Raw genomic sequence first — 18,978 nt, forward strand, 5'->3', positions numbered from 1 at the left:
TCGGGTTTTCGCGAGCAAGCTCGCCCCTACAAGGGCAGCGGTTTTAAAGGGGAAAGATCAGTAGATCAGGCTGAGGCCGGCCAGGTCCAAGCGTTGCACTTGGAGCTCCCGGGTCAAGGTGCCGAGGGCGGTGTCGAGCATGTCGAGGCGGAATACGCCGCTGACTTCACGCTCGCCCAACGCCGGGTTGGTCAATACCACACGCCCGGGGCGGTAACGGTTGAGTTGCTCGATAACCTTGGCCAACGGCTGCCGATCGAAGATCAACATACCGCGCCGCCAACTGGTGGCGCGATCAACATCAAGCTGATCAAGGCTGAGCACACCGTCCTGGGGGTTGTAACGCGCAGCCTGGCCTTGCTCGAGGATACGCTTGGCCGTGCCATTTTCCGGTGAAGCCTGCACTGACACCTCGACGCTGTGCTGCAACACGCCGACCCAGGCTTGACTGTCACCCTCGCGCTCGACCACAAACCGCGTGCCCAATGCCCGGATCTGGCCCGCGGCGCTGTGCACCACGAAGGGCCGGGTCTCTTCGCCCGCCATTGGCGCCACGTCAAATACCGCTGAGCCCTGAAGCAGGCTGATGCCCCGCTGTACCCCATCGTAATCCAGGCGAATAGCACTGGCGGAATCGAGCTCCACGGTACTGCCGTCGGCCAGGTGCACCGTGCGCACTTCACCTTTGCCCGTGACGTAGTCGGCCTGCATGCGCAGCAATACATCCGGCCCGCGCATCCAGCCGGCACCCGCTACCACTGCGACCAGCGCGGCGGCGGCCACACGCTGCCACGGCCTTCGGCGCCTGGAACGGCGTACGGGGGTAGCCACTGCGGCTGGGCGCGGTCGATGCACAGGCTCGCCTATGTGCACGTCTCCCAGCGCCGCCCAGGTCTGCTCGGCAAAGCGCAAGGCCGCTTCGTGACGACTGTCGCGGGCGATCCATTGGCGCAACTCGGCCTGTTCCTGTTCGCTCAAGGCACCGGCGTGCAGGCGCACCGCCCACTCGGCCGCCTCCTCGGTAATGCTGTGCTGTTGCGGACCTTGGCTATTCACGTGTGAATCTCGAATTTTCGTTATATAGACGCTGTGACGCCTGGCCTGGCATTTTTCGGTAATTCATTCGTCGGATGGCTTCACCTCGTCTTCCTGCAGGCGCTGCATCACATACGCCAGGGCCTTGGCCAGATGCTTTTGCACGGAACTGTCGCTGATGTCCAGGTGCTGGGCGACCTGGGCGTGGGTCATGCCTTCGATACGGTTCAAGCGGAAAATCTGCTGGGTGCGCTCCGGCAACTCTGCCAGTGCCTGCTTCAACGCCTGTCGCTGTTGCTGCGCCATTGCCTGAGCCTCCAACCCGGCCACGTCATCTTCAATCTCGGCCAGCGCCTCGTGGGGCACGGTGTCAGTCTTGCGCCGTGCCTCCTGGCGAATATGGTCGATCAGCAGATTGCTCGCCGTTCGATAGAGATAGCCCTGGGAGTTGTCGATGCGCTCGCCGGCCGGCTTTTGCGCCAGGCGCAGGAAACTCTCCTGCACCAGGTCGGCGGCCAATTGCGGGTCCCGTACCTTGCGGGCCAGATACCCGCGCAGCGTATCGGCATGCTTGAGAAACAAGCCCTTGAGATCCACGTCCGACAAACCGACTCCCTGGAATGTTAAGGAAACAGGCGGGCATCTTAAGCGTTGTCGAGAATGATTTTCAATTGATATCTAATCTGATTGCCATGTGCCGTAGCATTGATTAACGGTTCGATAATCGAACGGAACCGCTGCCGACAATTGACCAAATTAACCATCCAGTACATTTTGTCTCCACAACCAATAAGAAACTGTGGAGAACCCTCTATGCCGCCCATCGTGCTGGTGCTCAACGGCCCTAACCTCAATCTGCTTGGCACCCGCGAGCCCGCTACTTATGGCCACGAAACCCTGGCCGACATCGCCGCCCTGTGTGGTCGCAGCGCAGACAAGCTCGGGCTGAAAATCGAGTTTCGTCAGACCAACCATGAGGGCGAACTGCTCGACTGGATCCACGGCGCCCGCGCCCGCTGCGCTGGTATCGTGATCAACCCGGCAGCCTGGACCCACACCTCGGTCGCGATCCGCGATGCACTGGTGGCCAGTGAAGTGCCAGTGATCGAAGTGCATTTATCCAACGTGCATGCCCGCGAGGCTTTTCGTCATCACTCGTTTGTATCCCCTATCGCCCAGGCGGTGCTGGCCGGGTTTGGCAGCCACGGCTACCACCTGGCCCTGGAGCATTTCAGCCATACGCTGAAGGGACGCGCTTGATGAAATCACGCATTCTCGCCGGCCTGATCGGCGCCGGTATCCAGGCCTCCCGCACCCCGGCGCTGCATGAAGAGGAAGGCGACGCGCAGGGCTTGCGCTATCTGTATCGACTGATTGATCTTGAGCCGCTGCACCAGGACCTCAACGCCCTGCCCGATCTGCTGCGGGCCGCCGAGTTGATGCACTTCAACGGGTTGAACATTACTTACCCGTGCAAGCAGGCGATCCTGCCGTTGCTCGATGACTTATCCGACGAAGCCAGAGGCATTGGTGCAGTCAACACGGTGGTGTTCAAGAACGGTAAGCGGATCGGCCATAACACCGACTGCCTGGGGTTCGCTGAAGGGTTTCGCCGCAACTTGCATGACGTCGCCCGCCGGCACGTCGTGCAGATGGGTGCCGGCGGCGCAGGGGCGGCGGTGAGCCATGCGCTGCTGGCAGAAGGTGTTGAGCACTTGAGCATTTTCGATGTGGACGCCTCCCGTGCCCGCGACCTTGTCGATAACCTTGCGCAGCGTTTCGGGCCCGGTCGCGCCCAGGTCGGCACTCATCTGGAAAATGCGATGGCCGAGGCCGATGGGTTAGTGAATACCACGCCGATGGGCATGACCAAGCTGCCCGGCACACCGGTGCCAGCTGCGTTGTTGCGCACAGAACTGTGGGTGGCTGAGATCGTATATTTCCCACTGGAAACCGAGCTGCTGCGCGATGCCCGCGCCTTGGGCTGCCGTACCCTGGATGGCGGCAATATGGCGGTGTTTCAGGCGGTGAAGGCGTTTGAGTTGTTCTGCGGCCAAGTGCCGGACGCCGATCGAATGCTGGCGCACTTCCAGAGCATGAATGGCTGACTGCCGAAACAGAGTTCAAATGTGGGAGGGGCGGTGCGACGATTCGACTTGCTCCCGATTGCGGTGTATCAGTCAGCACATGCTTGGCTGACAGACCGCTATCGGGAGCAAGCCCCCTCCCACATTGGCCCTGCGCTGAACTCAGGCCTGCAGGTAGCGCAACACCGACTCGCAAATCATCTCCCGATGCCGCTGCTTGATCGCCTCGTCCGACAGCTCTATCTGGAAGATCTCACTGAAGGTATGCCGGTTGGATACCCGGTAAAAGCTGAACGAGTTGATCAGCAGGTGCACGTCCAACGGCTCGAGCCCTTCACGAAACAACCCCAATTCGGCGCCACGGCGCAAGGTCTCACCCAGCCCCTCAAGGATCTTGCTGTTCATCGCCTTGATGGTGTCGGTGCGTTTGACGTACTCGGCGTTGTGGATATTTTCAATGCTGACGATGCGTACGAAATCCACGTTCTGGTCGTGGTGATCAAACGTGAACTCCACCAGCCGGCGAATCGCTTCACGCGGTTCCAGGGCGGTGAGGTTCATGCGGGTCTCGGTGTTGCGAATATCGCCGTAGAGCTTCTCCAGCACCTCGACGTACAACTGCTCCTTGCTGCCGAAGTAGTAATAGATCATGCGCTTGGAGGTGTGGATGCGCTCGGCGATGGCATCCACGCGGGCACCGGCCAGGCCCTGCTGAACAAACTCGACAATAGCTTCCTGGAGAATATTCTCGCGGGTCTTTTCCGGGTTGTTCTTACGACTCTTACGCGGTGCGTCTGACACCGCGGGAAGATCGGGACTCGAGGTCATGGGGCGCTCACAGCCATTGTTGTGCAGGCGCTGATTATGGGCTGCGGCGCTCGCCGAAGGAAGCACCCGGCCGGCAGTTATAAACGCGCCTGGCGCACCGCACCGCTGCGCGACTTGGCCATCGCGGCCAAACGCACTGCCACGTTGGCTGCGCCATAGCCGGCATAGCCGTTCTTGCGCTGGATGATCTCGAAGAAAAACCGCCCTTCGAACGGCTCGGTGTACACATGAAACAACTCACCGCCCTGGGAGTCGCGATCGTACAGCACGTTGTAGTACGCCAACTCGCTGAGAAACTCATCGTCAAAATCGAAGCGTGCCGCCAAGTCGTCATAATAGTTGAGCGGAATATCCAGCAACGGCACCCCGGCCTCCTTCGCCCGACGTACTTCGGCGAAAATATCCGCGCAATCGAAGGCAATGTGATGCACCCCCGAACCACGATAGCTGGAAAGTGCGTGGGAAATCGCGGTGTTGCGGTTTTCGGAAATATTCAATGGCAGGCGGATCGAGCTGCAACGGCTGCGCAACGCACGGCTTTTCACCAGGCCGTACGGGTCGGGCAACACCACTTCGTCATCGGCTTCGAAATCCAGCAGGCTCTTGTAGAACAGCACCCAACTGTCGAGGCTGTCGGCCGGCAAGGCCATGGCCATATGGTCGATGCGCAGCAAGCCACCGCTGGCGACAGAGGCCGGTTGCAGGTTGAAGTCAGTATCGTAGAGCCCGCCTTCACTGGGGGCGACCAGGTAAATCAGGCTACCATCCGGCGCACGTACCGCGGCTAATTCCAGCTCGTTGGGGCCGACCAGGCCGCGATACGGCTGCCCTTTGAAGGCCACCGCCCGCTCCAGGGCCTTGGCGCTGTCTTTGACCCGAATCGCCGTGGCACACAAGGAAGGGCCATGGGCCTCGAAAAAGTTGTGGGCGAAGGAATAAGGCTCGCAATTGAGGATCAGGTTGATGTCGCCTTGGCGCAGCAGGCTTACATTCTTGGAGCGATGCTGGCCGGCCTTGGCGAAACCCAGGCGCTGCAGCCAATGGGTGAGCTTGGCGCCAAGGCTTTCATCCACGGCAAACTCCAGGAATTCGATGCCGTCGTATTCACTGGCCGCCGGGGTTTCAAACAGGATATCGACGGGCTGGGTGGGCTGCTCCTCGGCCAGGCGCTGACGGGTTTTCTCTTCCAGGTACAGCAGCGAACGCAAGCCATCCGCCGCATTCGCGCGGGTCGGCGCGGCGCGAAAGCCATCGTTGAAAATCTCCAGGGACAATGGCCCGGTGTAGCCGCTCTGGATAATCGGTGCCAGAAAACCGGCCAGGTCAAATTCGCCCTGGCCCGGGAAGCAACGGAAGTGCCGGCTCCACTCCAGCACATCCATGGCCAGGATCGGCGCATCAGCCATTTGCACAAAGAAGATCTTGTCGCCCGGGATCTGGGCGATGCCGCTCGGGTCGCCCTTGAGCGACAGCGTGTGAAAACTATCGAGCAACACACCAAGGTTCGGGTGGTCGACCTTGCGCACCAGGTTCCACACCTGCTGCCAGGTGTTCACATGCTTGCCCCAGGCCAACGCTTCATAACCAATGCGCAGGCCACGCTTGCCGGCATGTTCGGCCAGCAGGCCCAGGTCATCGAGTAAAATATTTTCGTCGCCCACACAATCGGCCGACGCATTGCTGCACACCAACACCAGGTCGGTGCCCAGTTCATGCATCAGGTCAAACTTGCGCTCGGCGCGCTCCAGGTTGCGCGCCAGGCGGTCGCGGCGGCAACCTTCGAAGTCGCGAAACGGTTGGAACAGGGTGATGGCGATGCCCAGGTCAGCGCACATCTGTCTAACTTCGCGGGGGCTGCCGTCGTAATACAACAAGTCGTTCTCGAATATTTCCACCCCATCAAACCCGGCGGCGGCAATAGCTTCGAGCTTTTCCGGCAAGGTGCCGCTCAACGAAACAGTGGCAATGGAACGTTGCATGGATGACTCCCGGCGATTGTTGTTTGTGACAAATTATTCGCCCCCAGCCTACATGCAGCAATTAAAATGTACGAACCGGTTAGTTTTTGGTGCGATTATCGAACACTATGCCCCTTTGGCGAATTGACGACTTTTTAACCACTGCGCACCATCGACCGGGCAACTCGTTCAAGTAACAAGACCCAGAACACACCATAAAAATTTCAAAAAACGGGTACGACCTCATGCCTCTGCAAAACCCAGCCCTGGCCGCGCGCCCGGGCAACCCGCACGCCGGCATCGGCGACAAGATCCGCGGCGCCCTGGCCGTGGGTAAAACGCGCTGGGGCATGCTGGCCCTGGTGTTCTTCGCCACCACTCTGAACTACATCGACCGCGCCGCCCTCGGCGTCATGCAGCCGATCCTCGCCAAGGAAATGAGCTGGACGGCGATGGACTACGCCAACATTAACTTCTGGTTTCAGGTCGGCTACGCCATTGGCTTTGTGCTGCAAGGCCGCTTGATCGACCGGGTGGGCGTCAAGCGCGTGTTCTTCTGCGCCGTGCTGTTGTGGAGCCTGGCCACTGGCGCCCACGGCCTGGCCACCTCGGCGGTGGGCTTTATGGTCTGCCGCTTTATCCTCGGGCTGACCGAAGCCGCCAACTATCCGGCTTGCGTCAAGACCACCCGCCTGTGGTTCCCCGCCGGTGAGCGTGCGGTCGCCACCGGTATCTTCAACGCCGGTACCAACGTCGGCGCGATGATGACGCCGATGCTGCTGCCGTTGATCCTGCACGTGTGGGGCTGGCAGGCAGCGTTCCTGTGCATGTCGGCACTCGGCGGCATCTGGCTGTTGTTCTGGGGGCTGAAGTACTACAACCCGGAAGACCATCCCACCGTCAAACAATCCGAACTGGACTACGTGCAACAGCAAGTCGAGCCGGAACAACCCCGCGTGCCATTCAGCCGCATCCTGCGCATGCGCGGCACCTGGGCCTTCGCCCTCGCCTACTCGCTGACCGCGCCGGTGTTCTGGTTCTACCTGTACTGGCTGCCGCCGTTCTTGAACCAGCAATACAACCTGGGCATCAACGTGACGCAAATGGGCATTCCGCTGATCATCATCTACCTGACCGCCGATTTCGGCAGCGTGGGGGGTGGGATCCTGTCATCGTTCCTGATCGGTCGTGGGATGAACTCGATCAAGGCCCGCTTGCTGTCGATGCTGCTGTTTGCCTGCTGCATCGTCGGTGTGATCATGGCGGCCGGTTCCAGCCAGCTGTGGGTCGCGGTGTTCGCCATCTCCCTGGCCATCGGCGCGCACCAAGCCTGGACCGCCAACATCTGGAGCCTGGTGATGGACTACACGCCCAAGCACATGATGAGCACGGTGTTCGGTTTCGGCGGGATGTGCGCGGCCATTGGCGGCATGTTCATGACTCAGGTCGTAGGTCACATCCTCACCGTGACCAATAACAACTACACCGTGCTGTTCACCCTGATCCCGGCGATGTACTTCATCGCGCTGGTATGGATGTACTTCATGGCGCCGCGCAAGATTCCGACGGTAGACGTCTAATCAACGCCGCCGCTGCTGCCAGGCAGCGGCCAACCCGCTCATGCAGATCACCCCGATGCCGACCACCGTGGTTGTATCGGGGGTATGACTGAACACCAGCCAGCCCAACAACCCCGCGAACACGATCTGGCAATAACCGAACGGCGCCAGCAAGGCCGGCGCCGCGAAGCGGAACGCCTGGGTGAGCATCAGATGCGCGGTCATCCCGCAAGTCCCCAGCGCCAGCATCAACACAGCGTGCCACAGGCTAGGCACCTGCCAGAAGAACGGCACCATGGCGCTCATCACCAAGGTATTGCATAACCCGGCGAAGAAGTTGCTGGTGGTGGGCGTATCGAACTTACTGAGGATGCGCGTAAGCAGCTGGTAGAAGCAGAAGAACGTCGCCGAACACAAGGGCAACAGTACCGCCGGCGTGAACAGTTCGCCGCCGGGATGAATGATCACCAGCACCCCGATAAAGCCGCAAATCACCGCCAGCCATTGACCGCGTGTGACGTGCTCACCCAGCAGCGGCACCGACAGCGCCGTCACCAGGATCGGCGCGAGAAAGTTGACCGCCGTGGCTTCCGCCAACGGGATGTAATGCAGCGCCGCGGTGAAAAACAAGCTGGTGCCCAACAGGCACAAGGCGCGCACCACCTGCATGCCCGGCCGCTTGCTGCGCAGCACACGCAAGCCCGATTGCGGCAGGAAGATCCCGGCCATCAGCAAGGTGTGCACCAGGTAGCGCGCCCACACCACCATCACGATGGGGTAGAACCCGGCCAGGTATTTGGACAAGGCGTCATGGCTGGAGAACAGGAACGTCGCCAGCACAATCAGCAGGATGCCTTTGAAGGGATGGTTGACGCCGGAAAGCGGGGTACTGACAGTCATGGAATTCTCTTGCGTGGCGAGTTCAACGCGGTAGCACTCAACCGAGTAATCTAGCAGCCGGGCATGGGTCTGCCCCGAGAGCATAACCAAACAGTGGGCGAACAGCGCACTAAATCACCGCAATCGAGTCCAACCCTGCACGCTCGCCCCGGCGTTGCACACTTTTTAATCAAGGCCTTGCCGCTATGAAAAAAATCCTCTTTGCTCTTTCTGCTGTCGCCCTGCTTGCCGCCTGCGATAAAGCCAAGGAAGCGCCCAAACCTGCGCCCCCCTCTGTACAGGCGGCCCTGGTGCCGGAAACGCCCCCGACCGATCAATGGGTTGGTAAGTGGATCGGCGTCGAAGGCTTGAACCTGACCATCGCCAAAGACGACAGCATTGGCCGCGGCCACTACCTTCTCACCATGCAATACGGCCTCGATGCCGATGCCTCCGGCACCTTCAAAGGTGAAGCCGCCGAAGACGGTATCGCCTTCACCCGCCCCGACGGCCCACACCTGTTGCGCGCCGGCGACGGTGTCACCACTGGCCTGAAATGGCTGGCGGATAAAAAAGACTGCCTGATCGTCGCCACCGGCGAAGGCTATTGCCGTTAATACCGACCATAATCACTCACGGTTAGCACACAGAGGATTGCTCCCATGCTATGGAAAAAAGGCCGACGCAGCGACAACGTGGTGGATGCCCGCGATGACAGTGGTGGTGGCGGTGGCGGCATGCGCTTTGGCGGCGGCAAGGGCCTGAGCCTGACGGCGATCGTGTTGATCGTGGGCATTGGCTGGTTGACCGGCCAGGACCCGATGCAGATCCTCGGCCAGTTGAGCGGCCAGATGGAGCAGGCACCGTCGGTCAGCACCCAGCCACGCCAGGCGCCGCCGGCCAACGACCAGCAGGCCGATTTCGTACGCGCCGTGCTGGGCGACACTGAAGACACCTGGGGCCAGGTGTTCCAGGAAAACGGCCTGGCCTACAAGAACCCGAAGCTGATCCTGTTCCGTGGCCGGGTGAACTCGGCCTGTGGCGGCGCCACCTCCGCCAGCGGCCCGTTCTATTGCCCGGCTGACCAACAGGTGTACCTGGACCTGGATTTCTTCCGGGAAATGTCCCAACGCTTCCAGGCATCCGGCGAATTCGCCCAGGCTTATGTGATCGCCCACGAAGTCGGACACCACGTGCAAACGCTGCTGGGCATCTCATCCAAGATCCAGGCAGCGCGCCAGCAAGGTCGGCAGATGCAAGGCGATGGCGGCCTGCTGGTACGCCAGGAACTGCAAGCCGACTGCTTTGCCGGGGTATGGGCCAACCGCGCACAGAAACGCCTGAACTGGCTGGAACCGGGTGATATCGAAGCGGCACTGAACGCGGCCAACGCCATTGGCGATGACCGTTTGCAGCAACAGGGCCAAGGGCGCGTAGTGCCGGACTCGTTTACCCATGGTACCTCGGCCCAGCGCGTGCGCTGGTTCAAGACCGGCTTCGCCCAGGGTCAGATCTCTCAATGCGATACCTTCGCGGCCAAGAGTCTCTAAATGATCAAACGATTGGGGTTGCTGCTGGGTGTGTTCGTGTCCTGCTGCACCCTGGCGGCCGAACACGGCGTTAAGGTGGTCAGCCCCGATCGCTTTCATCTGGAGGCCGGCGACCTCAGCCTCGGCGTGAGCCAGGACTGGCGCCAGCCGCTGCCCAAGGTCACGCGTGCGCTGATCATCGTGCATGGCCGCCTGCGCAATGCGCAGACCTACCTGCAAAGCGGCATCGACGCCGCCACCCATGCCGGAGTTGGCGGCACTACGCTGGTGATCGCGCCGCAGTTTCTGAATCAATCGGACGTGAAGCGTAACCATCTGGGCAATCAGGTATTGCGTTGGAAGGGCAACGACTGGATGGCTGGCGAAGCTTCCACCGCGCCTGGGCAGGTCAGTTCTTATGGCGTTCTGGACCAGATCATCAAGCACCTGGGCAACCGCAAGCTGTTCCCGGCGCTGAAAGAAATCGTGATCGCCGGGCATTCCGGTGGCGGCCAAGTCGTCCAACGCTTCGCCCTCACCGGCCATGACCACCCGTTGCTGAAAACCGAAGGCATCAGCCTGCGGTACGTGGCGGCCAACCCATCGTCCTACGCCTACTTCAGCCCGCAGCGGCCGGTGCCGTTCGATACGGCCAGTTGCCCAAGCTTCAACGACTGGAAATACGGCATGCAAAACCTGCCGGATTACGTGGGTGAGCGAGGCGCCCAGCAACTGGAACAGGCCTACGTTTCACGCGACATCACTTATCTGTTGGGCCAGCAAGACACCGACCCCAACCACCCGGCATTGGATAAAGGCTGCGAGGCCGAAACCCAGGGTGCGTATAGGCTGATTCGTGGGCACAACTACTTTGACTACCTCAAACTGCGCCATCCGCAGTTGAGTCACAAGCTGGTGGAAGTGCCGGGGGTGGGGCATGACGGGGATAAGATGTTTACTTCGCCAGAGGGAGAAAAGGTGCTGTTTGCCCAGTAGCACCTGAAGGAACCCAATCAAAATGTGGGAGGGGGCTTGCTCCCGATTGCGGTGTGCCAGCTAAACATAGGCTGGCTGACACACTGCAATCGGGAGCAAGCCCCCTCCCACATTTGATCTCTATTGTCTGGGCTAGATCATTCGGCGCAATACAGCGCAGTTTGCCGCATGCCAATCCGCCAACTCCGGCCATGGGTTCTCCGGCAGGTTCACCAACACGGTCTTCGTCCCCGCTGCCCGGCCACAGTCCAGGTCAAAACGATAATCCCCGACCATCACCATCTCACTCGGCGCTACCTTCCACGCTGTCGCCAACTTCAACAAACCACCCGGATCAGGTTTGTGCGGCGCATCATCACGCCCCAGCACATCCTCAATGGCAAAACAGTCCGCCAGGCCTATGGCTTCCAGGGTGATATGGGCCAGCTCGCGCGCATTGCGGGTCAGGATACCCAGGCGATAACCGCGCCCGGCCAATTCACGCACCAGGTCCACTGCCCCTTGTGCCGCGACCGAACCGAGTGCCAGCTCGCGTTCATGCTCCAGTAGCCAGGCATGCTTGGCTGCTGCAACGTCTGCGGGCAACGCAGCAAGATGAGTGAGAATGTCGTCCTCAGTCGGAATATCCAACGCCACGCGGATGGCGGCAAAATCATGCACGGCCACCGTGAGAGTGCCGTCCATGTCGAACACCCAATGCTTAATGTCCGACAGGCTCATGCCCAGTCCTTGCGATGGCGGATCAAACCTTCCTGGGTCACCGAGGCCACCAGTTGCCCGGAGCGGTTGTACACGCTGCCACGGGAAAAGCCCCGGGAGTTGCCGGCCCACGGGCTATCCATGGCATACAGCAACCAGTCATCGGCGCGCAGGTCAGCGTGAAACCACAGCGCGTGGTCGAGGCTGGCGACCTGCATGTCTTTCTGCCACACGGTCTTGCCATGGGGCAGCAACGAAGTCGTCAGCAGGCCGAAGTCCGAGGCGTAGGCCAGCAGGTACTTATGCAGCGCCGGCGCGTCCGCCAGGGCGCCATCGGCACGAAACCACACGTACTTGACCGGATCGGACGGTTGCGGGTTGAACGGGTCTTTTTCGGTGACCGGGCGCACTTCGATGGGCTTGGGGCACAGCAACTTGTCGCGCATGTGTTCGGGGATAAGGTGCGCACGTTGCTTGGTCAGCTCCAGCTCCGACGGCAGGTTTTCCGGGCCGACCACCACCGGCATGGTGGTCTGGTGATCGAAGCCTTGTTCGTCGTACTGGAACGAGGTGGTGCACGTAAAGATCGGGTTGCCCTTCTGGATCGCCGTTACCCGCCGAGTGCTGAAACTGCCGCCGTCGCGTACGCGGTCCACCGAATACACCACTGGCAAGGCTGCATCGCCAGGGCGCAGGAAATAACCGTGCAGGGAATGCACATGCCGCGCTTCTTCTACCGTCTGGCTGGCCGCCGACAGCGACTGGCCGAGCACTTGGCCGCCGAACAACTGGCGAAAGCCCAGGTCCTGGCTGCGGCCGCGAAAGAGGTTTTCCTCGATCGGTTCCAGGGTCAGCAAGTCCACCAGATCTTCCAATACTTGGCTCATAGAGCAACTCCTACAATCAATAGGGCATTCCGGGCTGCTTATCCATGCAGCGTGTCCAACCATTGGGCGCGGGTGATGCGGTACAAAACATGAGGGCGCAGCGGGTCACCGGCTGCGACTTTAGGGTGTTCAAAATCTGCCTGCGGATCGTAATGCATACCGATGGCCTGCATGACTTTTTGTGAGGGCAGATTGGTCTCGGTAGTGAAGGCGAGAATTTCATCCAGCTGCAGGCGATCAAAACCACAGCGCAGCGCGGTCCAGGCCGCCTCACTGGCGTAGCCCAGGCCCCAGTGTTCGCGGGCCAGGCGCCAGCCGATTTCCACTGCCGGTGTAAAACCGGCTTCGAAGCTGACATTCTGCAGCCCGGTCAGGCCGATAAATTCGCCGGTATCCTTGCGCTGCAAGGCCCAAAAACCGAAGCCGTACTCCGCGAAATGCCCGCGAATCCGGCCGATCAAAGCGGCGCTTTCCAGATGGCTCAACCTGGCCGGAAAATAGCGCATCACTTGCGGGTCGGCGCACATGCGCGCAAAGTCCGGCAGGTCGCTGTCGCGCCATTGGCGCATTAGCAGGCGTGCACTTTCCAATTCCAATATCGGCTCCATGGGTCCCCCTCCCTTGCCATGTGCGTGAGTGTACAGCGCTGTTAAGATCCTTCGCAGGTTCCCGTCAGAAAATCCCATGCCTTTGCCATTGATCTACCACGAAGACTACAGCCCCGAGTTCCCGGCGGACCACCGGTTCCCCATGGACAAGTTTCGCCTGCTGCGCGACCACTTGGTGGACACTGGCTTGACCCAAGACAGCCAATTGCTGCGCCCGCAATTGTGTCCAGCGGATATCCTGGCCCTGGCCCATGAACCTGGGTATATCGAACGCTACATGAGCGGCCAATTGTCCCGCGAAGATCAGCGCCGCCTCGGCCTGCCCTGGAGCGAAGCACTGGCGCGGCGTACCGTGCGCGCGGTAGGCGGCTCGATACTGGCGGCTGAACAAGCCCTCGAACATGGCCTGGCCTGCCATTTGGCCGGCGGCACCCATCACGCCCACTACGATTACCCTGCGGGCTTCTGCATCTTCAATGACCTGGCAGTGATCAGCCATTACCTGCTGGCCAGCGGTCGGGTCAATCGCGTGTTGATCTTCGATTGCGACGTGCACCAGGGCGATGGCACCGCACGCATCCTCCACGACACGCCGGACGCCATCACCGTGTCGCTGCACTGCGAAAAAAACTTTCCGGCGCGCAAGGCCCAGAGTGATTGGGATATCCCGCTGCCCATAGGCATGGGCGATGCCGACTACCTCAAGGTGGTGGACGACACGCTCAACTACCTGTTGCCGCTCTACCAGCCCGACCTGGTGCTGTACGACGCCGGCGTGGATGTGCACAAGGATGACGCCCTCGGTTACCTCAAGCTGACGGATGAGGGCGTCGCCGCCCGTGATGAAAGCGTGATGCGCCACTGCCTGGGTCGCGACATTCCGGTGATGGGCGTGATCGGCGGCGGCTACAGCAAGGACCGCCTGGCCCTGGCCCGCCGCCACGGCATCCTGCACCACAGCGCCCAGCGGGTATGGGCGTCATCAGGTTGTCACTGAACTGTGGGCGTTACCCACAATGCCTGTGGAACGGCCTGTGGATAACTTGAGCGTAAGCGGCTGCAAGCTAGCAGCCGTATGGTCTGTAGGAAAGTGTACGTTTTTTGATCAGGCAACCGCGCCTTCGTCGGGTAGAATGCTCGGCCTGTTCAAGCGACCGTAGCCCTGCCATGCCCAAGACCTCTTCTCATCACGTCACCATTATCGGCGGCGGCCCCGCCGGGCTGATGGCCGCTGAGGTCTTGAGCCAGGCAGGCGTGCGGGTGGACCTGTACGACGGCATGCCCTCGGTGGGGCGCAAATTCCTGCTTGCCGGTGTGGGCGGGATGAACATCACCCACTCCGAGGACTACCCTGCGTTTGTCTCCCGCTACGCCGAACGTGCGCCGCATATGGCACCGTTGCTGCGGGCGTTCGGGGCGCAAGCGTTGTGCGAATGGATTCACGGCCTGGGCATCGAAACCTTTATCGGCACCTCCGGGCGCGTATTTCCTACCGACATGAAAGCCGCTCCCCTGCTGCGAGCCTGGCTTAAGCGGCTAAGGGACCAAGGCGTGATTATCCACACTCGGCATCGCTGGCTGGGCTGGAATGCCGAAGGCGGCCTACTTATCCACAGCCCGGACGGAGACAAAGTTGTCCACAGCGATGCTGTGCTACTCGCTCTGGGTGGCGGCAGTTGGTCGCGCCTGGGTTCTGACGGGGCTTGGCTCAAGCTGCTGGAAAATAAAGGCGTGCCCTACGTGCGCTTGCAACCGAGCAACTGCGGTTTCGACGTGTCAGCCTGGAGTGAGTTGCTGGTCAGCAAATTCGCTGGGGCACCGTTGAAAAACGTCGCCATTGGCCTGGCCGATGACCTGCCTCGGCTCGGTGAATGCGTGATCACTGCCACGGGCATCGAAGGTAGTTTGATCTACGCACTGTCGGCCCCCATTCGTGAAGCGATCAACCGCGACGGTTCAGCCACGGTGCATATCGACCTGCTGCCGAGTAAATCGCTGGACAAAATACAGACGGCATTGGCCAAGTCCCGCGGCTCGCGGTCGATGAGTAAGCACCTGCACAGTCAGTTGGGCTTGGATGGGGTCAAGGCGGCGCTGTTGCGCGAGTTGGCACCGGCTGGACATTTCAATGATCCGGCGAAATTGGCTGTGGATATCAAGGCGCTGCCCCTGACACTAGTGCAAACCCGACCGCTGGATGAAGCAATCAGTACCGCAGGCGGCGTACCCTTTGAAACATTGGACGAACGACTGATGCTCAAGCAAGTGCCTGGCGTTTTTTGTGCGGGGGAAATGCTCGATTGGGAAGCGCCGACCGGTGGGTATTTGTTAACGGGGTGCTTTGCCAGTGGGTACATGAGCGGACAAGGCATACTGGCATGGCTGGAGGCGTCAGGTGACTGAACCTGTATTAACTTGAGTTGAAGGCTCGTCCTTCAGCCACCTGCCTTAATGCTTATAAAAACTGGCTTCTCAGCCCGCCATGAAGACGGCGCTGATAACTGGTCTGTCGGCTGGACAGATCATTTTCTATCGACTGCGCGGCCCGTTGCAAGGCTAGCAAGGAGGTGGTGAGTTGCTCCTCCGCTGAAAGTCGCTCTACAACTTTCTTATTTGAAACGCGGTATGAGGTATTGTCGTCCTTTGCTTTGCTGTCGAGCTCACTGGGCAACTCTCGCAGTACACCATAAGTTCTACGGGTATTCTCCAACACGTACTTTCCCCCCTGGCAAATATGTCTAAAACGCCGAAAAATCTGACAGCCTTCTATGAAAAATCTTTAATTAGTAGCTCAACCATATTTTAGAGCCGCGCAATTTACGTTGAAGCATGTCTCTATAGTTTTAATTTGCTGCACTTAAATAGCTTGGGCATCGGGGTACTTCTGCTCAAACCCTTCCAGTTCCCTTCGTAAAAAGTCGTCACCTTCTGGCAGGGCTACCGACAGTGCGTCTATGTAAGTGCGGTGCGCAGTTTCAAGCGCCACGGGTTGATCTTTCAAACTCTCCTGCTCAGCTTTGAAGCCACGACTGAGAGCTAGCCCCTTCTCTTGGCTCTTATATTCAACCTCTTTGATAAACTGATTCAGCGGCAAGGTTTCGTGAGCATTTACGCCGACATGATGCTGCAAAGAAGCCAATTCTTTATACAACCTGATTTGGTGCGCATAAGCCTCAGGTTGGGTTTTTTTAATATCGGTCAGCTCTTTCTCCAGCGCGCTGATACGCGCCTCATGACTCCTCTCTGACGCGGCAGCAGTGTCTCTATGCGTTTGCGCTGCGCGCCTCATGTACTGCCCGAATGTTTCCTCTCCCGGCTTGAAGGATAGCGATGCAAAAGAAGCCGCAAATTCCATATCAATTACCTCCACTCAAAGGCTGCTGATTAACGGTCAGTTTCCTGCCGCCTACCTGAGTGGCGATCGAGCGTTTTGAGTTCAGTTTTACCACGCGGAAAAAATTTACAAGAAGATTCCTTGCGCAGTGGACGGGATTGCCCCGCCCACTCTGTGCGCCAACCCTTATAAAACCTTTACTTCCTCTTGCGCGGCCCGGTATTGAACACTGGCACCTTGCGCACCGGTTTGATCGAGGGCTCTGCCGGCGCCACTTCACCACTGTCCACCCACTTGCCCAGGTTGCGCTTGCCGCCGCCGCCGGACGTTTTAGGTTTCTTCGGCTTTTTCGGTTTCTTCACCACCTGGCCGCTGGCATCGGTATCCGGCACACGATGCTCCGGCTCGAAATCCGGCTCCATCTTGCGGGTCAAGGTCTGGCGGGTCAGCATCTCGATGGCCGAAAGCATGTTCACCTCGTCGGCACACACCAGGGAAATCGCCTCACCGGTGTTGCCCGCACGACCGGTACGACCGATACGGTGGATGTAGTCCTCGGCCACGATTGGCAGATCAAAGTTGACCACCAGCGGCAGATCTTCGATATCCAGGCCACGGGCTGCCACGTCGGTGGCGACCAGGATCTGCACCTCGCTGGCCTTGAAGCGGTCCAGCGCGCGTTGGCGGGTGGCCTGGGGCTTGTCGCCATGGATGCCGTCGGCATTGATGCCCAGGCCCTGCAACTTGTCCACCAGTGCGTCAACGCCGTTGCGGGTCTTGGCGAACACCAGCACCTGCTTCCAGCGGCCTTTGCGCATCAGATGCACGAACAGCTCGGCCTTGCGCTTTTTGTCCACCGGCACCACCCACTGCTTGACGGTGTTGGCGGCGACGTTGCGCGGGCTCACTTCGATGCTCAGCGGGTCGTTGAGCATCTGCCCGGCGAGCAGGCGGATGTCGTCGGAAAAGGTCGCGGAAAACAGCAAGGTCTGGCGCTTTTTCGGCAGCATCCGATAGATATTCGCCAGTTCTTCGGAGAAGCCCAGGTCGAGCATGCGGTCGGCTTCGTCGAGCACCAGGGTTTGCAGCTGGTTGAGTTTCAGCGCGTTCTGGCGGAACAGGTCGATCAGGCGGCCAGGGGTGGCAACCAGGATGTCGACGCCCTTGCGCAGCTTCATCATCTGCGGGTTGATGCTCACGCCGCCGTACACCGCGTAAGTGGTCAGCGGTAGATGCTGGGCGTACTCGGCGACGCTGGCGTGAACCTGCTCAGCCAGTTCGCGGGTCGGGCACAGGATCAGCGCGCGCGCCGAGTTGGCGGCGACTTTCGGCCCTTCCATGGTCAGCAATTGCAGCAACGGCAAGGCGAAGCCTGCGGTCTTGCCGGTGCCGGTCTGGGCCGCAGCCATCAGGTCGCGACCGGCCAGCACCGCCGGAATGGCTTGCGCCTGCACCGGCGTCGGGGTCTGGTAGCCAAGCGTCTCAAGGGCGCGCAGCAAGGGTTCGATCAGGCCAAGGGTGGCGAAAGTCATGTGTTTACCGTAGGAAAAATTCAGCGCAAAGGCGTAATGCGCGGCAGTTTACCTTATTTCCGCCTTGGGCTTACGCCACTGGGGCAGGCTGATCAACAGCACGGCGCTGATGATCACCAGCATCGCCAGGGCTTCTTCCAGGCCGATGGTCTCGCCAACGAACACAATCCCCAGCAACACCGCCACCGCCGGGTTCACGTAGGCATAGCTGGTCGCCGCCGCCGGGCGCACGTGCTTGAGCAGATACATATAGGCGTTGAAGGCGATAATCGAGCCGAACACCGTCAGGTAGGCCAGGGCCAGCCAGCCTTCCAGCGGTGGCATGGCCTGCAGGTGCTCACCGGAGAGCGCGCTGACGCACAGCAGCGCCACGCCGGCCACCAGCATTTCCGCGGCACTGGCCATGGCGCCTTGGGGCAGCGGCAAGTGTCGGCTCCATACCGAACCGAAGGCCCAGGAGGCCGCCGCCGCCAGTAGCAAGACCGCACCCAATGGGCTTGATTGCAGGGTACTGCCCATATTGAGCATGGCAATGCCGATGATGCCCAGGATCACCCCGGCCCATTCCAGCCGCGTATTACGTGCGCCCCAGAAAAAACCACACAGCAGCGTGAACAGTGGCACGGTGGCCACGGCCAGTGCCGCCACGCCGGACGACACGCCCATATGTTCGGCCACGCTGACGCCGCCATTGCCCACGGTGAGCAACAAAATGCCGATCATCCCGGCCGCCTTCCACTGCGGCCACGTCGGCGCCGGCACCCCGCGCCACCGGAGGAAGCCATACATCAACACGCCTGCCGTGCAAAACCGAATGCCCGCCAGCAACAGCGGCGGCCAGTACTCCACGCCGATACGGATCACCAGGTAAGTGGAACCCCAGATCACATACAAGGCAAAAAACGCGGCGATCAACGGTAAGGGAAAACGACGTGGGCCAGGCATTGGGTGGCTCTATGGCAGGAGATGGGAGGCTTATTCTAGAAAGACAGGTGGATAAACATAAGTTACAAAACCTGTTTAAACCGCCCATACACTTTTCAAACC

The 18,978-nt window shown here is 60.2% G+C and carries 19 protein-coding genes; 8 read left to right on the forward strand and 11 right to left on the reverse strand.

Translation table 11 applies throughout. The features are described from left to right. Positions 1–57: 57 nt before the first annotated feature. Together BLU48_RS24320 and BLU48_RS24325 are read right to left on the reverse strand one after the other, a co-directional pair. Positions 58–1,056: a FecR family protein gene (locus BLU48_RS24320; RefSeq protein WP_057024495.1), complete on the reverse strand. Its 999-nt coding sequence runs from the start codon at positions 1,054–1,056 to the stop codon at positions 58–60. A 63-nt stretch (positions 1,057–1,119) separates the two neighbouring features. Continuing rightward, positions 1,120–1,641, reverse strand: coding sequence for an RNA polymerase sigma factor (locus tag BLU48_RS24325; RefSeq protein WP_057024494.1), 522 nt, complete (start codon positions 1,639–1,641; stop codon positions 1,120–1,122). Positions 1,642–1,848: 207 nt separating this feature from the next. Between BLU48_RS24325 and aroQ the strand changes: the two genes are divergently transcribed. Together aroQ and BLU48_RS24335 are read left to right on the forward strand one after the other, a co-directional pair. Next, complete coding sequence (gene aroQ / locus BLU48_RS24330) at positions 1,849–2,295, forward strand: type II 3-dehydroquinate dehydratase (protein ID WP_043048490.1); 447 nt, start codon at positions 1,849–1,851, stop codon at positions 2,293–2,295. Beyond that, positions 2,295–3,143 (forward strand): shikimate dehydrogenase, encoded by an 849-nt coding sequence (locus BLU48_RS24335; protein ID WP_057024493.1) that lies wholly within the window; start codon positions 2,295–2,297, stop codon positions 3,141–3,143. Before aroQ ends, BLU48_RS24335 begins: the two co-directional genes overlap by 1 nt. A 141-nt stretch (positions 3,144–3,284) precedes the next feature. Here BLU48_RS24335 and BLU48_RS24340 read toward each other — a convergent pair whose 3' ends face one another. Further along, on the reverse strand, positions 3,285–3,950 hold the full coding sequence (locus BLU48_RS24340; protein WP_057012831.1) for a TetR/AcrR family transcriptional regulator: 666 nt from the start codon (positions 3,948–3,950) through the stop codon (positions 3,285–3,287). Between the two features lie 77 nt (positions 3,951–4,027). Further along, entirely contained in the window at positions 4,028–5,929 is a 1,902-nt protein-coding gene (gene quiC, locus BLU48_RS24345; protein ID WP_057024492.1) for a 3-dehydroshikimate dehydratase QuiC, read from the reverse strand. A 224-nt stretch (positions 5,930–6,153) separates the two neighbouring features. Between quiC and BLU48_RS24350 the strand changes: the two genes are divergently transcribed. After that, positions 6,154–7,488 (forward strand): MFS transporter, encoded by a 1,335-nt coding sequence (locus BLU48_RS24350; RefSeq protein ID WP_057024491.1) that lies wholly within the window; start codon positions 6,154–6,156, stop codon positions 7,486–7,488. Here the strand turns inward: BLU48_RS24350 and BLU48_RS24355 are convergent, their stop codons facing one another. Beyond that, positions 7,489–8,367 (reverse strand): DMT family transporter, encoded by an 879-nt coding sequence (locus BLU48_RS24355; RefSeq protein WP_057012834.1) that lies wholly within the window; start codon positions 8,365–8,367, stop codon positions 7,489–7,491. A 185-nt stretch (positions 8,368–8,552) separates the two neighbouring features. Between BLU48_RS24355 and BLU48_RS24360 the strand changes: the two genes are divergently transcribed. Genes BLU48_RS24360 through BLU48_RS24370 form a run of 3 tightly spaced genes read left to right on the forward strand, consistent with a single transcriptional unit; the run spans position 8,553 to position 10,871 of the window. Next, positions 8,553–8,963 (forward strand): lipoprotein, encoded by a 411-nt coding sequence (locus BLU48_RS24360; protein ID WP_057024490.1) that lies wholly within the window; start codon positions 8,553–8,555, stop codon positions 8,961–8,963. Between the two features lie 45 nt (positions 8,964–9,008). Beyond that, complete coding sequence (ypfJ, locus tag BLU48_RS24365) at positions 9,009–9,896, forward strand: KPN_02809 family neutral zinc metallopeptidase (RefSeq protein ID WP_057024489.1); 888 nt, start codon at positions 9,009–9,011, stop codon at positions 9,894–9,896. Then, complete coding sequence (locus tag BLU48_RS24370) at positions 9,897–10,871, forward strand: hypothetical protein (RefSeq protein WP_057024488.1); 975 nt, start codon at positions 9,897–9,899, stop codon at positions 10,869–10,871. It abuts the gene before it with no gap. A 132-nt stretch (positions 10,872–11,003) separates the two neighbouring features. Here BLU48_RS24370 and BLU48_RS24375 read toward each other — a convergent pair whose 3' ends face one another. The 3 genes from BLU48_RS24375 to BLU48_RS24385 are packed head-to-tail and all read right to left on the reverse strand — an operon-like array spanning position 11,004 to position 13,065. Then, on the reverse strand, positions 11,004–11,591 hold the full coding sequence (locus BLU48_RS24375) for an HAD family hydrolase (protein WP_057024487.1): 588 nt from the start codon (positions 11,589–11,591) through the stop codon (positions 11,004–11,006). Next, the gene (gene tesB, locus BLU48_RS24380) at positions 11,588–12,457 is read right to left on the reverse strand and encodes an acyl-CoA thioesterase II (protein WP_057024486.1); all 870 of its coding nucleotides are present in this window, start codon (positions 12,455–12,457) and stop codon (positions 11,588–11,590) included. The genes BLU48_RS24375 and tesB overlap by 4 nt, the downstream gene beginning before the upstream one ends. 38 nt (positions 12,458–12,495) lie before the next feature. Continuing rightward, positions 12,496–13,065 carry a GNAT family N-acetyltransferase gene (locus BLU48_RS24385; RefSeq protein ID WP_057024485.1) on the reverse strand — a complete coding sequence of 190 codons (570 nt, stop codon included), beginning with the start codon at positions 13,063–13,065 and terminating at the stop codon, positions 12,496–12,498. Between the two features lie 76 nt (positions 13,066–13,141). Here BLU48_RS24385 and BLU48_RS24390 point away from each other — a divergent pair, with 76 nt between their 5' ends. Both BLU48_RS24390 and BLU48_RS24395 read left to right on the forward strand, forming a co-directional pair. Further along, positions 13,142–14,062 (forward strand): histone deacetylase family protein, encoded by a 921-nt coding sequence (locus tag BLU48_RS24390; protein WP_057024484.1) that lies wholly within the window; start codon positions 13,142–13,144, stop codon positions 14,060–14,062. A gap of 170 nt (positions 14,063–14,232) precedes the next feature. After that, positions 14,233–15,468 carry a TIGR03862 family flavoprotein gene (locus BLU48_RS24395; RefSeq protein WP_057024483.1) on the forward strand — a complete coding sequence of 412 codons (1,236 nt, stop codon included), beginning with the start codon at positions 14,233–14,235 and terminating at the stop codon, positions 15,466–15,468. 454 nt (positions 15,469–15,922) lie between these two features. On the opposite strand, the gene BLU48_RS24400 is transcribed toward BLU48_RS24395, so the two are convergent. The 3 genes from BLU48_RS24400 to yedA form a co-directional block, all read right to left on the reverse strand. After that, a complete protein-coding gene (locus BLU48_RS24400) occupies positions 15,923–16,420 on the reverse strand; it encodes a hypothetical protein (protein ID WP_057024482.1) in 498 nt (165 codons plus the stop codon). Positions 16,421–16,596: 176 nt separating this feature from the next. Beyond that, positions 16,597–17,931, reverse strand: coding sequence for a DEAD/DEAH box helicase (locus BLU48_RS24405; protein ID WP_057024481.1), 1,335 nt, complete (start codon positions 17,929–17,931; stop codon positions 16,597–16,599). 48 nt (positions 17,932–17,979) lie between these two features. Further along, positions 17,980–18,876, reverse strand: a complete 897-nt coding sequence (gene yedA, locus BLU48_RS24410; protein WP_057024480.1) for a drug/metabolite exporter YedA — start codon at positions 18,874–18,876, stop codon at positions 17,980–17,982. Between the last annotated feature and the right edge of the window lie 102 nt (positions 18,877–18,978).

The organism is Pseudomonas synxantha, from assembly GCF_900105675.1.
GTDB lineage: Bacteria > Pseudomonadota > Gammaproteobacteria > Pseudomonadales > Pseudomonadaceae > Aquipseudomonas > Aquipseudomonas synxantha.